17 protein-coding genes and 1 tRNA gene are annotated in these 14,224 nt (G+C 47.3%); 4 read left to right on the top strand and 14 right to left on the bottom strand.

Translation table 11 applies throughout. The features are described 5' to 3' along the window. Positions 1–34 precede the first annotated feature (34 nt). Genes H6585_09965 through H6585_09935 form a run of 7 tightly spaced genes read right to left on the bottom strand, consistent with a single transcriptional unit; the run spans position 35 to position 3,106 of the window. Entirely contained in the window at positions 35–244 is a 210-nt protein-coding gene (locus H6585_09965; protein MCB9448656.1) for a hypothetical protein, read from the bottom strand. Positions 245–275: 31 nt separating this feature from the next. After that, entirely contained in the window at positions 276–1,595 is a 1,320-nt protein-coding gene (locus H6585_09960) for a hypothetical protein (protein MCB9448655.1), read from the bottom strand. Between the two features lie 24 nt (positions 1,596–1,619). After that, positions 1,620–1,877: a hypothetical protein gene (locus tag H6585_09955; protein ID MCB9448654.1), complete on the bottom strand. Its 258-nt coding sequence runs from the start codon at positions 1,875–1,877 to the stop codon at positions 1,620–1,622. Beyond that, the gene (locus H6585_09950) at positions 1,867–2,097 is read right to left on the bottom strand and encodes a hypothetical protein (protein ID MCB9448653.1); all 231 of its coding nucleotides are present in this window, start codon (positions 2,095–2,097) and stop codon (positions 1,867–1,869) included. Before H6585_09950 ends, H6585_09955 begins: the two co-directional genes overlap by 11 nt. An 11-nt stretch (positions 2,098–2,108) precedes the next feature. Beyond that, the gene (locus tag H6585_09945) at positions 2,109–2,477 is read right to left on the bottom strand and encodes a hypothetical protein (protein ID MCB9448652.1); all 369 of its coding nucleotides are present in this window, start codon (positions 2,475–2,477) and stop codon (positions 2,109–2,111) included. A 27-nt stretch (positions 2,478–2,504) separates the two neighbouring features. Beyond that, a complete protein-coding gene (locus H6585_09940; GenBank protein ID MCB9448651.1) occupies positions 2,505–2,810 on the bottom strand; it encodes a helix-turn-helix domain-containing protein in 306 nt (101 codons plus the stop codon). Positions 2,811–2,821: 11 nt separating this feature from the next. Further along, a complete protein-coding gene (locus tag H6585_09935) occupies positions 2,822–3,106 on the bottom strand; it encodes a hypothetical protein (GenBank protein MCB9448650.1) in 285 nt (94 codons plus the stop codon). A gap of 131 nt (positions 3,107–3,237) precedes the next feature. On the opposite strand from H6585_09935, the gene H6585_09930 reads away from it, so the two are divergent. Genes H6585_09930 through H6585_09920 form a run of 3 tightly spaced genes read left to right on the top strand, consistent with a single transcriptional unit; the run spans position 3,238 to position 5,111 of the window. Then, a complete protein-coding gene (locus H6585_09930) occupies positions 3,238–4,074 on the top strand; it encodes a LexA family transcriptional regulator (GenBank protein MCB9448649.1) in 837 nt (278 codons plus the stop codon). Positions 4,075–4,085: 11 nt separating this feature from the next. Then, a complete protein-coding gene (locus tag H6585_09925) occupies positions 4,086–4,394 on the top strand; it encodes a hypothetical protein (GenBank protein ID MCB9448648.1) in 309 nt (102 codons plus the stop codon). Between the two features lie 3 nt (positions 4,395–4,397). Further along, positions 4,398–5,111 carry an SOS response-associated peptidase gene (locus H6585_09920; protein ID MCB9448647.1) on the top strand — a complete coding sequence of 238 codons (714 nt, stop codon included), beginning with the start codon at positions 4,398–4,400 and terminating at the stop codon, positions 5,109–5,111. 83 nt (positions 5,112–5,194) lie between these two features. On the opposite strand, the gene H6585_09915 is transcribed toward H6585_09920, so the two are convergent. The 5 genes from H6585_09915 to H6585_09895 form a co-directional block, all read right to left on the bottom strand. Next, a tRNA-Asp gene (locus H6585_09915) sits at positions 5,195–5,271 on the bottom strand. 507 nt (positions 5,272–5,778) lie between these two features. Continuing rightward, on the bottom strand, positions 5,779–6,750 hold the full coding sequence (locus H6585_09910; protein MCB9448646.1) for an RDD family protein: 972 nt from the start codon (positions 6,748–6,750) through the stop codon (positions 5,779–5,781). Between the two features lie 173 nt (positions 6,751–6,923). Next, positions 6,924–7,691 (bottom strand): TonB family protein, encoded by a 768-nt coding sequence (locus tag H6585_09905; GenBank protein ID MCB9448645.1) that lies wholly within the window; start codon positions 7,689–7,691, stop codon positions 6,924–6,926. Then, entirely contained in the window at positions 7,670–8,389 is a 720-nt protein-coding gene (locus tag H6585_09900) for a TonB family protein (protein ID MCB9448644.1), read from the bottom strand. The genes H6585_09905 and H6585_09900 overlap by 22 nt, the downstream gene beginning before the upstream one ends. A gap of 76 nt (positions 8,390–8,465) precedes the next feature. Beyond that, entirely contained in the window at positions 8,466–9,794 is a 1,329-nt protein-coding gene (locus tag H6585_09895) for an rRNA methyltransferase (protein MCB9448643.1), read from the bottom strand. Positions 9,795–10,147: 353 nt separating this feature from the next. On the opposite strand from H6585_09895, the gene H6585_09890 reads away from it, so the two are divergent. Next, on the top strand, positions 10,148–10,849 hold the full coding sequence (locus H6585_09890; protein MCB9448642.1) for a DUF4918 family protein: 702 nt from the start codon (positions 10,148–10,150) through the stop codon (positions 10,847–10,849). Positions 10,850–11,141: 292 nt separating this feature from the next. On the opposite strand, the gene H6585_09885 is transcribed toward H6585_09890, so the two are convergent. Both H6585_09885 and H6585_09880 read right to left on the bottom strand, forming a co-directional pair. Further along, positions 11,142–13,550 carry a TonB-dependent receptor gene (locus H6585_09885; GenBank protein MCB9448641.1) on the bottom strand — a complete coding sequence of 803 codons (2,409 nt, stop codon included), beginning with the start codon at positions 13,548–13,550 and terminating at the stop codon, positions 11,142–11,144. A gap of 64 nt (positions 13,551–13,614) precedes the next feature. After that, positions 13,615–14,148, bottom strand: a complete 534-nt coding sequence (locus H6585_09880) for a hypothetical protein (GenBank protein MCB9448640.1) — start codon at positions 14,146–14,148, stop codon at positions 13,615–13,617. Positions 14,149–14,224 lie beyond the last annotated feature (76 nt).

Below are 14,224 nucleotides of genomic sequence, written 5' to 3'. Positions count from 1 at the left end.
CTGAAAGAATCTTGATTTAATTTCCAGGGCATTGTTATCTGTTGAAGTATCTGATGAGTTCGTCAATTTCAATGGACTCAATGTATTTACCGCCATTGTAAATATGTACGCCCACCTGTCCGTTAATGCAGGTGAGATTAATCTTCACCTGATTGATGTCAAGGGAATGTTTTTCGGCTATCATGGTGGCGTATTCCCTGATGCCTCCCGTCACTTTCTTTTTGATATTGAATAAGTCTATCATATCCGTTGGTTTTTAATGGTTCTGATTAGTTTCAACTGGTACATACATGCTTGTAGGTCTGGTTATCCATCACCGCTGCATAAAACCGCTGCACCAGTGTTGGATCCTTCATCTTGCCGAGTGTTTGCTCACATTCACGGAACACCTGCAGCTGGGATTTCTGTTTGGCTGTTTGTCCGGTCTTGTTGCGGATGAATTTTTGTATCTGCCGGTTTAGCACCAGTTCTGCCTGCACTTCTTTCTTCCGTCTCCGGTAATCTTCATGCCAGCGTTTTGTGCCCACAAAACCGTTGGGGTTTTTCGGATCGAAGAAGAGGTAGGGAAGCTGGACATAACGGTTTTGAGGATCACGACTGATGTATTTTGCCACCAGCGAAATGCGTTCTGCATAAATGCTGTGTATCCTGCCCAGGTCTTCCGTTTTAACCGGTGCATAGAGCTTTCGGATGAAACTTTTGCCGATCTCTGCCTGCCGTTCTGTGAGATAAACGCCTTCGTACAGCAGGTTCTTTGCCATCAGCCAGAGCAGACTAACATACATATTTAGGGAATTGAAGCGGGCCGGAGAGTGTGCATCAGCACCACCTGTGCACGACTTTTTTCCGGCCCGTTGTGCTTCAATTTTCCCTGCTTCTTCGTCTGTTTCCAGATTTTTTTGCTCAATTTTCCCTGTGTATCCTGCACCGTCTCCGGAAGTGTAACCTGAAAAATTTCTATCCGTGAGCGGCAGCGAACACCTTTCTGAACTGTCACCGGTAGTGTTACCAGTGTTATTTGTTAATGGATCAGTAGCAACAGCGATGTTGTCCTCCGGCTTTTCCACCGCTATTATTATATTAGTTTTATTGTTACTTGTGTTACAAGAATAGGTATGAGGACAATTTGTCGTATGCTCTTTTGAAAAGGCTGATTCTGCCTCATTCCGGCAACTTTCAGTCAGAGCAGCATCAAGGGTTTTCTGAGCACTTTTTCCACTGATTTTTTCACCTGTCAACAAAAAATCCGGGTTTATGAACAGCTCGTAACCGGAGTTGGAGCCATGCCAGTTTTTTCCTGTGATGATATTGGCTACAATCAGTTTTTTGATATGCCTCTGAACTGTACGGGTACTTTGTTTCAGCAGGTGGGACAACTGGACGTTATTGGTCACTAATGGTGGCAAATCAGTCTTATCAATCGGTTGTATGCCATTTACCTTGACCAGCGAGGCCCCGTATATTCTGACGATTTCTTTTGCTGCCAGAAGGGTACTGCCTTTTATCTTGTCTTTTTCGGCTTCCTGTTGTTCATTATAGTCATCAATAAAACTGTTCAGCGCCTTGAATGTATTGGGATAATGTATTATGATCATTGTTTGAATTTTTCCGGTGAATAATCAGGATACCGCCAGGCTCATTACATAGCAGTTGAACAGCTCCTGTGCTTTCTTTCTGGCTTTTTTCAGCCCTATGCAGCTAACCTGTGGTATTCCGTCCACGTCATTGCGGATGAGGTATTCATCACTGCCTGGATCCACTGCCTTTATTACAAAGCGTACAGGGCTTCCGTCTTCAATCGTTCCGACCCATTCCTGCACCGGATGCCCGTAGTAATCCTTATCGTGGTATTCCCATTTAATCTGTTTAGGCTTCATCCATGCACTCGTTTTTGATGGAACACATCTGATCAAGATTCGCTTTCAGCTCCCTTGCAAATTCAGTCAGTCCGAAGTGACTGGCCATCCCGATCAGTACCAGATGGTCATTGCCTTTTAATCCCGGACGGGTCCATTCTTTCCAGATCATCCGTCTTAATTCTTTCATGTAGATTTTCTCTGCTGTTTCTTCCAGCAGCTTCTTGGTGTAATTGTCCATGTTTTTAAATTTTAGGTTTTACAATGATTGCTTAGCTGTCTTTCCAGGCTGTCTTTTACCGAGCTGATGGCGCCTGCACGCTCACTCAGACTGCGGATATAATCTTTCACCTCCTCCGGGTCTGATGCCACGTAATAGCCTTTGGAATTACAGATCAGCAAGGGGCACAGGTCATAGTTGCGGATGTAGTTGATAATTTTCCGCAGACGTGGAGGGGTAATGTGATCGCCCCGTGCTTTCATTTTTGCACATATCTGGCGGTTGGAAATAATGTTCTCCTTTCCGATTCTCCGCTTAAATGCACCGGCAATGGCGTAGGCAAGCTCAATCTCCTTGTCAGACAGGTTTGCCGTATAGTCTTCAAAATTGGTTATCGCCATTGCTAAAAAATTTCCGGTTGTCAGGGTTTACTCTACAATATGTCTCTGGAGGTATTCGTACAGACTGGTTTTCCTGTATTTGATTATCCTGCCGTTTTTGCTGAATACTATTTTGCTTTCGGGATCGTCTCTCAGCTTTTGAAGCGTTGTTTTGCTTTTAATACCAAGTATCTGCATGGCCTCATCTCTCGAAAGCCATTCGTCTCCGTCATTCTTAACCGTCAGTTCCTGCATAATTTCCTTTACAGCTTCCCTGACAGCCCGCTTGGTGTAGCTGGTCTGTTCAGCAATCATTTTATAGTATGCCTCTTTTTCAATGACAATGACTTCCATATTCAGTATTTTTACTCGTTTTGGGGAATATCACCTGACTCCTCCTTGCCATAAGGTGCCGGATCTTCCATGATGATGTTGTACTTTTTCCTGAGGGAACCCAGCGTGTTTTTCTTTTCTTCCAGCAGTTCCAGGGCACAGGCAAGAATTTCGGAAGCATAGTAGGGTCTTACATTGCCTCCGTTAAAGAATTTATAGATGGTAGGACGGGAAATATTGGTCTTTTCATGTATGATATAAGCTGCCCTGATGGGTAATTCTTCTTTTATTCGGGCTATTTCGTCCTTTGAAAACATTTAAGGGTAAATTTTCAGTAAAAATTTGGTTACTTTTAGTAAATCACATAACTTTGGTTCAAAAATATACCCATAATGAGTAACGTCCAAATTATTTTGTATCGTTTTTAGTAAAACTTTGGTCAAACTTTATGAGCACAGCAAAAAAGTCAATCAGCGAAAGGTTTTTAGAGGTTGTGGAGCTTCTAAAGGAGAAAGGTTTTATCAAATCTTACTCGGATTTCTACCACACTATTGGTATCAGCGGGCAGAAGTTTCACGACATCAAAAAGGGCAGACGCTTTGCCACTATTGACATGCTCCATGACATGCAAGCGGAAGGTTATCCGATCAGCCTGAAATACATTGTCAACGGAGAAGGGATGCCTCTGGAATCATTAGCTCCTGCGAAGGGTGATTTGCAGCAAATTTTGAATGGGCAGAACATCAAACCGGTAATTGTAACCGTTGATAAGGCCGGTCAGGATAATATCGTGATGGTAGATACTAAAGCTGCTGCCGGTTATCTTCGTGGCTTTGACGATGTGGAATATTTCAAGGATCTTCCGGCCTTTACGTTGCCCGGCCCGGAGTTCAGAAATGCTACTTTCCGTTGTTTTGAAGTAGAAGGAGACAGCATGGAGGAGGTGATCTTCCACAAGGATTGGGTTATCGGAAAGTATATCGAGAACTTTAATTACATAAAGGAAGGATATGTGTATGTGGTAGTAACCAATGAAGGCATTGTTGTCAAGCGGGTGTTCAATAAGATAAAGGAGGATGAAAGCCTGTTGCTTGTGAGTGATAATGACCAATATCCCCCATATAAGGTTGATGTGCGTGAAGTGAGGGAACTCTGGTATGTGGCCAGGAAGCTAAGCTCTTACCTTCCTTCCGGCAAATCGGATACTAACCGGCAGATTGCAGAGCTGCATAACAGTTTTCTGGAACTGAAAAATGAGGTAAGGGAATTAAAAACGGCTAAGTAATAATTCACGCAATGGCATCCACAAAGAAGAAAGGCAAGGACACACCTTTATATAAGGAAAAGAGTTTTATCAGTCATCGCTTCATGCTTGCCTTGAAGGAGCTGAAAAGCAGAGGCGTAGTAAGGGATTACAGAGAGTTCGCCCAGAGGTACGGCTATGATACCAGCACCATCACCAATATCAGCAACGGCCTGCAGGTGGTAAATCATTCGCTATTGCTCGGCATTGTAAAGGACTTCAAGGTAAATCCCGACTACCTGTTTGGCCAGAGCGATAAGGTGTTCAGAAAGGTGCCGGTGAGGAAAATTATTATTGATTAAGTTATGTGCTACCATTATTCCATATCAGCAAGTAAAAAAGAATTGGAGCAGCGTATGAACGCTGAACTTGAAGACGGAAATGGATATGATCCTCTGTACCATGTTTCCTGTTTTACCAATCCGGCTCCGCATCTTCCGGTGGTAACCAATGAAACACCAGACAAAATACAACTTATGCGCTGGGGGCTGATCCCGTTCTGGTCGAAAGAGGAGAAGCTGAAATTCAATACTGCCAATGCCAAGTCGGAAGACATTGATAAGAAGCCGACATGGAGGGGACCCGTCAAATCAAAAAGGTGTCTCGTTCCGTCTGATGGATTTTATGAATGGAGGCACATTGGAAAAGATAAATACCCTTACCGCATATCGGTAAGAGGAAGTAGCATTTTTACTCTGGCCGGAATATGGGATACATGGACGAGCAGAGAGACCGGAGAAATTATCAATTCATTCAGCATCATCACAACCGAAGCCAATCCGTTGATGGCACAGATTCACAATTCAAAAAAACGGATGCCGGTGATCTTTCATCCCGAAACGGAAAAATTATGGCTGGATACTTCCGTGCCGTTAAAAGAATCTTTGAAACTGCTGCAACAATTTCCTGAAACGGAAATGGGGGCACATACTATTAGAAAAGATTTTTTCAGACTGGGAGGAAGGGATAAAATTATTGCAGACAAGCAGGAATACGCTGATCTGCCGCCTTTGAATTAGGTTATTTTTTAAATTTTCAAGCAGAAAATCTGATTTTTCAAGCAATAAAAAAGCCCTCCGAAACATCGAAGGGCTTTATTTGTTGGCGGTCCGGACGGGACTCGAACCCGCGACCCCATGCGTGACAGGCATGTATTCTAACCAACTGAACTACCGGACCATATAACAAATTTACATTTTTCAACTTTTGCAATCCGCTTGAAAACTGCTTGAAAATTTCTGCCACCTATTTTCAAACGTATTGAATTTCAATATTTTAAAGAACATTTTAACCTGCGTGACAGGCAGGCATTCTAACCAACTGAACTACCGGACCAAAAAACTAAGAACTCAATATTTTCAAGCTGAACATTCTTTCAGCTACATGCTTTTCTTTTATTTGCCAGGTACACCTTTGATGTTCTTGTCTCTTTCATCAGAGACTCGAACTCGCGACCTTCCCGCATTACTTGCGGGACATTCTAACCAACTGAACTACCGGACCAATACTCTTAAAGAACGTCTAAGAGGCTGGCAAAAATAAACCAATTTTTGAAATGGCACAACTTTTTTTCATGGGCTGCCATTTTGCTGTAAGCGGAATAAAAGTTAAAGCTCAAACGGGAAAATGATTCAGAAACACAGGATTGAGAATGGGTTGAACAACAATCGTCAACCTGCATTCGGACTATTTGTAAGTCTTCGTAGAACTCTTTTTGGCAGACGCAAACATCATGTCAAATCCAGACTCCAGTGTAATATCCGTATGATCCACCTTCTTGAGTAACCCAGGTGCTTTTTGCTGCAAAACCGCATAGATCCTATCGTACAGATCGGGTGATTCTGAAATGTCATCCACAATAACTTCCACTTTAATACTTGATAAACCGTTGCTTGTGGCCAGGGTCATGCCTACTTTATTCACTCCATCCATGAGTTGAATGTCATTGGCTGTTTGTTGAAGGGTTTCAACATCAGCCGTGATTTGCGGGTTAATATTAAAGTAAAAACCACCACTTAGGGTAGTGCTGATGGATACTCCCATGATGACCGCTACCATCAGCGAAGACAGGACCACAAAAACCCTCTTCCTGTTTGCTGGATATGCCACATTCAGTTCACGGGTGTCAAGATCTCCTTTTACGTAAGTGGATGTTAACAGATCGTGAAATGCCCTTCGGCGAGGATCCGTCAGGGGAAAATAAATGATGGTTAGCCAATATACCCACATAAGGCCGTCGAAGAAACCAAACAAGATCAAACCAGCATCATTCAATACCCGAAAAACAGCATACGGAATCAGCAGCACACCGTACCGCCATGCAGCTTGCTTAAAGGTCAGGTTGTTGCCATTCTTATCTACCACACCAAGGCTAAAAAACATTTTACCAATGCTGGCACCCCTGGAGCTGCTATTCGCCAACGTCACATAAACATAAAGGATCAAAAGACTGATTACGGTACCTGCAGGCGGTTTCAGCAAGGACGTGTGCATAAGCACCCACCCAATAATATAACTGATAATACCCACAATCAACATATCTACCATGCCAGCCAGGAGGCGTTTTCCAAGCACATTGGTTTCTCTACCTTCTTCTTGCAACCTCACTTTTTGTTGTGAGGCAGCCATATCACCCCGGGTCTTTTCAAACACCTTCATGTGATGGGGTGACAAGGATACTTTTCTTTCCGCCAGAATGGTTGCCGCAGCAAGGATGGCTTCAGGTGTATATGCTTCCGGTCGATCCAGAATCTGCTGGAGTTCACCATCAGATTTGGTCAGAAGCTTCCTGTAAAAAATGTTTCTCTCCACGAGCAGATCCGCAGGCTTATTTATTTTTCCGAATTACACAATTCGGTTAACTTTTTCTTTGCATCCAAATTACCCAGTTCAGCCGCTTTGGAAAAAGCCTCGCAGGCTTTCTCCTGATTGCTTTGCTTGAGGCAAGACAAGCCCAGCTCATAATACGCTTCTGCCGAGCCTACATCTCTTCTGATGACTTCCTTAAAATAGAAAATGGAAAGATTGACATCTCCCGACTCGCGTTGCTTGCGCCCGTCCTTTAACAACTGCTTTACAGAAGGCGCTTTACCCCGCAAGCCGAACTTGATCGGAAGAAAAAACTTCGTTCTGACCGGTACTCCTTTTTGTATACCCGGCTTCCACAAGGGCATGCCCTGCACCACACGCATTGCTTCCTGGTCCAAAAGAGGATGCACACTTCTGGCAACGATCACGCTATCGATGCTGCCATCCGTATTAACCACAAAACCAATAAATACAGTACCACTGATTCCCATGTCAATTGCAGCCGGCGGATATTGCATCTTCTTTACCAGATATTGCTGCATTTTCTTGAATGCACACATGTCCCGGCTCTCATCCGATCCCAATTCACCTTCACATCCCGGAAACCTGGGCATGTCTTCCACTTCTTCATATACCGGTTTCTGCTTTTCTGCAACCGGCAATGTATCTTGAGAGAGACCTACCTGATGCAGACCCATCAGCATAAGTCCCAGCAAGCATAATCTTCTGCCCTCTTTCATTTTCATTGCGATCATCATACTCCCGGCTCCTACTTGCCTTTTGTGCCACATAAGTCCTCTGTTTTTTTTCGGGCATCGGCATCTCCCAACTCCGCCGCTTTGGCGAAGGCCTCACATGCTTTCTCCGTCTCGCCTTTCAATTGGTATGCGTGACCCAGTTCATAATGGGCCTGTGCGAGGTCGGGTTGCCTGTTGATGGCTTCATTAAAATACAAAATGGCACGATCGTGCTCACCTTCTTCCACCAACTTCATTCCCATGTTCACGATCTGTTCGGGGGGTGTTGGGGCATCATCATCCAGGGCGAACCTGAGAGGCAGCATAAACTTTGTTCTGACCAATTTGCCTCTTTGAATACCCGGCTCCCATTTGGGCATTTCCTTCACAACCCGAATGGCTTCATCAGCTAACAGTGAATCCACCTGTTTCATGATCTGTATGTCGCTGAGAGAACCATCGCGCTCAACAATAAAACTCACGATGACGGTTCCGGTAATACCCATCTCCATTGCATCTGCCGGGTAAGTGATGTGCTTCACAAGAAATTCCTGCATCTTACCTAACGCACATTTGTCACGCTCCTGCACAGATTCACCCTCATCACATCCGGGAAAACGGGGCATATTTTCAACTATAACAAAAGGTTCATCACCTGTCAGGCTCAAGGTATCGATCTTCTGTGCCGAACCTTGCTGTACATAGCCAACACAGGCCATCCATCCCAGAAGCACATAGCCTATATTCTTCATGTGTTTATCCATAAATACATCTCATCCAACTTCTCAAAGGTAGATTTATTTTGAATGGCTCAACTCCGCCCGGAAATCAGATCACCTGCGCCGGATCACCCGCCATCCGTAATCGCCATGCCACAGGATATGCATTGTTCACACGGTTCGGCAGTACCTTTGCCCAACCGAGGCCTAGTCCTTTGCATGTAATGTGCGCCCATCCTGTATGAGATGCATCCGGTGGCAACACATCTTTTCTCAGGTAGGTTAGCGCCTCTTCAGGAGTGAGATCCCACGCAGGCCATGGCAATCCGGAAGCATCGGTCATCATCGCCAGCGGCTGTGCCGGGATGGCGTCTTTTCCTTTCAAGATACCGGCTTCCACACCGGCATATACCACATGGAGTTTTTCTTCCAAACCGGGAAGGACCGCTTCCACTGTTTCCGGGAACAGGAACTCGGCATTGCGCCATTGCCGGCACGTCCATCCCGCGTTCAATGAATCCCCCCAGGGGCCTTTACCCTTTACCCAGGCATGCTTGGGTTCCCGAAAAGTTTTTTCCTCCGCATCCGGTTTGCGCAACACCGCCAGGTAAAAACCTTCACCTTTCACGCGGTGCGGATAGGCCTGGTAGCCATATCCGGTGGATACAAACCCACACACAGAATCGATATGAAGAGCAACCGTCTCCCATCCGGTGTCCACCCATTTGGCGATCTGCTGGTCGTTTTCTTCAGGGTTGAAGGTACATGTGCTGTAAACCATCCACCCGCCGGGTTTCAGGGATTGCGTGACCGACTCGAGAATGCGTGCTTGACGCGCCGCACACAAGGCCAGGTTGCGTTCCGACCACTCCCCTGCCGCCGCCTCATCCTTCCTGAACAATCCTTCTCCGGAGCACGGCGCATCCACCACAATGCCGTCGAAGTATGCCGGCAACCGCTCAAAAACCTCCGGGTCATTCTGCGTGACCACCACGTTGCCGGTTCCCCAGCGGATCACATTTTCTTTGAGGATGGTCACCCGGCTGCGGATCACTTCATTGGCCACGAGCACCGACCCTTCAGGCAAGGCAGAAGCCAGCAGCGTGGTTTTGCCACCGGGTGCGGCACACAGGTCCAGCACCCGCAAAGGCATTGTTCCCGACAACTGACGAACCACTGCATCCAACAACATGGAAGATGCTTCCTGCACAAAATAAGCTCCGGCATGCCACCAGGGATCCAGCGCGAATACCGGACGCTCCGGCAAGTAGTACCCGCCGATGCACCAGGGCACCTCTTCCAATGCCGACGCATGCGATACCTTGGCACCGTTCAGACGCAAGCTCACCGGTGGAGGCTGTTGCAATGCATGTTGAAACCCGGGATATTCCTGCCCCAATTGCGCTTGCATGCGTTCGGTAAATAATTCAGGCCACATGGGGCGGGGGGATTGGTTATTGGTTATTCGTTGTTGGTTATTTGCACGTCTAAGTTATGGTTTCCGGTTGAAGGGACACGTAAACCAATAATTCATAGGTATGAAAAGATTTTTCGGACCACATAGGCATATTAGGTCACAATATAAAAACACATAGCTATGTGTTTTATGTGCCTATGTGGTTCAACCATTTTAACGCTGTTCTTTCTTCATTCACAATCTCTCATCCAACGACATAACACCAAAGGGTTGCTCCTACTAAGCAAACCACCTTACAAACTTGCTTGCCCGCCGTAGCTTTAGCGAAGGCGGGAAACTTGAGACTTGAGACTCCCTTTCCTACCTTCGCACCCATGATACCATCCGCTACATTCGGACGCAAAGCCCAGGCATTTTACAGCTCGCTGTCAAGCGGACTGCCCGTTCCCGATGGCGTGGAGGTGCTGAACCCTTATATAGATCCACAGGTAGCAGAACTGACCGATGTTTTCTTCAGGAAGTTTTATGAAGATGAACATCCACGCGTCGGTATCTTCGGTATCAACCCGGGGCGTTTCGGTGGCGGACTCACGGGCATCTCATTCACCGATCCTATTCAGCTGCAATCGGCGTGCGGCATTGAGCATCACCTGCACATGCGACCCGAGCTTTCTTCCACTTTCGTGTACAGTGTAATCAGTGAATACGGAGGGGCAGAAGCTTTTTTTCGTCACTTTTTTCTGACAGCCCTGTGCCCGCTCGGTTTCACCGCCGACGGAAAGAACCTGAACTTTTATGACCGGAAAGACCTGGAAGCCATGGTGCGGCCTTTCATCATCAGCTCCATACGTGCACAGATTGATTTCGGCCTGTCGCAGGCATGTTGCATTTGCCTCGGCGAAGGAATCCTGCATAAATATTTCACGAAGCTGAATGAAGAACACGGATGGTTCAGGGAGATATTTGCATTGCCGCATCCGCGTTTCATCCTTCAGTACCGGAGAAAGCAGGAAGAAACACACAGGAGCGGTTACCTGGAAACGCTCCGCTCGTGCGAAGAAATCATGAACAGGTAATCTATTTGGTGATTCCCGGATTGAACCACATAGACACATGGTTCACAACAGGCACCACAAAGCTCATGTGTGCTATGTGCCTATGTGGTTCATTTTTTTATTTCCATATGTCAGGCAAATATCCGGTTTGGCAAAACTTTTGCAGGTTGATTTCGTACAGGAATACATTCGATGCGCTTCCCGGCATCACAATCTATGTATCACCTGACATATCGTGCTAAGAGGCGCATGTTTAGAATGAGAAAAGGCCGCTCCCGAAAAGGAACGGCCTTTTGTTTTTGCCTTTTCTTAATCAGAAACTGGCGCGAACGGTCACAAAGGTATTGCGTCCAGGGGCGCTGATGTTCGACGCAAACACCCTGTAGTTCTGATCCAGGATGTTTTCCATGCTCAGTTGCACCTGCCACGCTGCACTGATCTGATATGCGACCCGCGCATTCAATGTCACCCAGGCAGGCATACCGTTCACTGTAGCATAAGCGATGTTGTCCTCGCCGAACAGGTTGTAATCAGCCAAACGTTTCCACCCGTTGTACATGGCAAAGCATTCGCCCTTGAAACGATCGAGGTGCACAAGCACGGAGGTCTTTCCGAACACCGGCGGGATGTGATCCAACGGATAGTCGGTGGTATCGGTACGGAGGCGTCCGTAGGTGTAATTCAACTCCGAAGACAGCGACACATTCCTGCTGAGGTCTGCGGAAACAAATGCCTGTCCGCCGTAAATGTATCCTTCCGACGCATTCACATTCATCAACACCGCCCCCATCTGTCCGTCGTACATCACCGAATCCATGCCGTTGAACGTTCCGGGCCGGGTGGTGATGGCATCCGCATACCAACAATAGTAACCGTTAACACCTGCCGTCAGGTTTTCACCCAGCTGTTTGGTAACACCCAGTTCGATGTTGTAGGTGTGTTCGGCTTTCAGGTCAGGGTTGGGCACGATCACGGTACCCGGTACCGACTCGAACACCTTGCTGAGGTCGTCGACGTTTGGCGCACGGAAGCCGGTGGATGCCACCAGGGAAAGGCGCCATTTGTGTCCCGGCTTGTACACCACGCCCACCTTACCGTTCAGCGCACCATATTGCTGGGTGACGTCATGAAACGGGAACGGGAAAAACGTGGTGTCGTCAAATGCGGCGTGCAGGCGCGTATGTGTAAAGCGCACGCCCTCGTTCACTACCAGCTTCGGATACAGTTCGAGGGAATGGGTGAGGTAGGCAGCGAACGATGTCATCACCGAACCTCCGTCGGGGTAGCGTGTATCCAGCGGGGTCATCATGCCGGTAACGATGTCTTCTGTTTCAGCCACGGAGGCCACATCGTTGAGGAAGGCTTCAAGTCCGTACAACACCTTATGCTTACCCATCGTCTTGCTGAAATCCGCATTCACGGAAAAGATATCCAGGTGTTCGCTCCGGTGACGCAGGTCATTCCTGCCCAGTCGGCGGTCGTTGCGACTCTCCTCTATGTTCTGATATGCGGTGGTGACGGTGCTATTGTCCATCATTTTACATGTATCCATGGACACAAATGTGTAAGCTGCAAGCAACCGTTTTTGCGGCCCGTAGTACCATTGGGCATATCGCGGCAACCCGCCCTGGGTTTGCGTGAGGCGGTCGTAACGGTTGATATCCGAAGAAGTGGAATACTGTAGATTGAGCTGATGCTCGCTTCTTTGTGTGGGTTTGAACAGCACCTTCTGCATCACATCGTATTGTGAATAGCCCGAGAGCTTCTGGATGTTCGGATTGGGGTTTTTGAAAACCGAATCAACGTCTCCCACGCGCTCTACATAAAAGGTACGTTTGCCCCAGTCGCCGTAGAACGGATTGCGCACGCCCCCCTGGCGAAGATCTCCGAAACGGGAAAAGTTAAGACTGGTGAGCGAAGCCCATTTTACACCGCCTATGTTCGCATCGGCATGAACGGTACGCTCATCGGATGCAGATGCATACCTCGAAAAAACGTGAGCGGAAACGTCGGTTTTGTCGCCACTTGCCAGTAATGGTTTGCGGGTGATAAAATGCATAACACCGCCGAGGGCATCGCTTCCGTATGCCACTGCCCCGGGACCATAGGCAATCTCCACGCGATCCATCATGGTTTGATCCAGGGTGATGATGTTTTGCAGGTGACCGCCGCGGTAAATGGCGTTGTTCATCCTCACACCATCGACTACGATGAGCACCTTGTTCGTTTCAAAACCACGGATGATCGGACTGCCGCCACCCAACTGGCTTTTCTGCACCGCTACATGGCCGGTAGCCTGCATCAGGTCGGCGGAAGAAGCCTGGTTCATGAACGCGATGTCGGAACTCTGGATCACATCCATTTGCTGGGCTACGTCCTTTCTTATTTCATAGGTACGGTTGGCCGAGACCACAACCTGGTTCATGGAATAAGCGGCAGGAGTGAGCTTCAACAGAAAATCCATCCCCTGAAGCGCCTGGTATGAATACACCGCGTCCCGGTATCCCACATGTTGAAACCGGATGCTATCCGCATCTTTGAAAACCGATACATCCGTATGTCCGAGTGCATCTGTGACAACAAAAACCAATTTTGGTTTATTGTTATAAATAACCACATCCCTAACAGGCTGGAGGCTGGTCTGATCCAACACGGTTAACTGCTGGGCAAATCCGGCAAGGGTCATGCTTGTGAACATTGCCAGTACAAAATACTTTTTCATTGTATGATGAGAATTTGGGTATAACAAACGCTTCCGGAATGTTCCGGAAGGACACACAGATTTGTTATACCCTCTCTGGCGGCGGGCATTCGATTCCCTGCCCGGGGGAGTGATAGACCGGTTGACTACCGATTGAAATGTTGAGTGCATTTCCCTGCGAAAACAGGATACGGGGCAATTGCAACGGCATTATCTTGGACAGGCTATCCGATAATTCTTCCTGACCTGCATCCTCGGCACTTTTTCCCATGCGGTCTTTCACAACTTTTTCCATCCAGGCATACAGGTCAGATTCTTCCCCGTCGCGGATGCACAACAGGATCACCTCACCGCTGACGGTGGTATCCCTTGACAGCACATCATAAAGCACACCTTCATGCTGAAACTCGTCTTCTTCCACCCACACGATATCCCCGGAAGACTTGCCTTCACTGAACTTCACCAACGCCTCTTCCGGAACCTCCTCCCGGATTCTTTCCCTTACCTCGTTTCTTATCTGACACTGGCGGACCTTGAACAGGAGCCATGTACCCGCACCATGCATGGTCACTATGCACAGAATGACCATCATGAACAGATATACGGGCTTTTTTAACATGCCGCAAAATACAGCAATTTATACAGAAGCCGCAACTACAGGCGCTTCGGGTTTGCGCCTTAATCACCCGAAAATA

Source organism: Flavobacteriales bacterium (assembly GCA_020635855.1).
Classification (GTDB): domain Bacteria; phylum Bacteroidota; class Bacteroidia; order JACJYZ01; family JACJYZ01; genus JACJYZ01.
The sequence above is the reverse complement of the archived record's forward strand: the minus strand, read 5'-3'. Positions and strand labels throughout refer to the sequence as shown.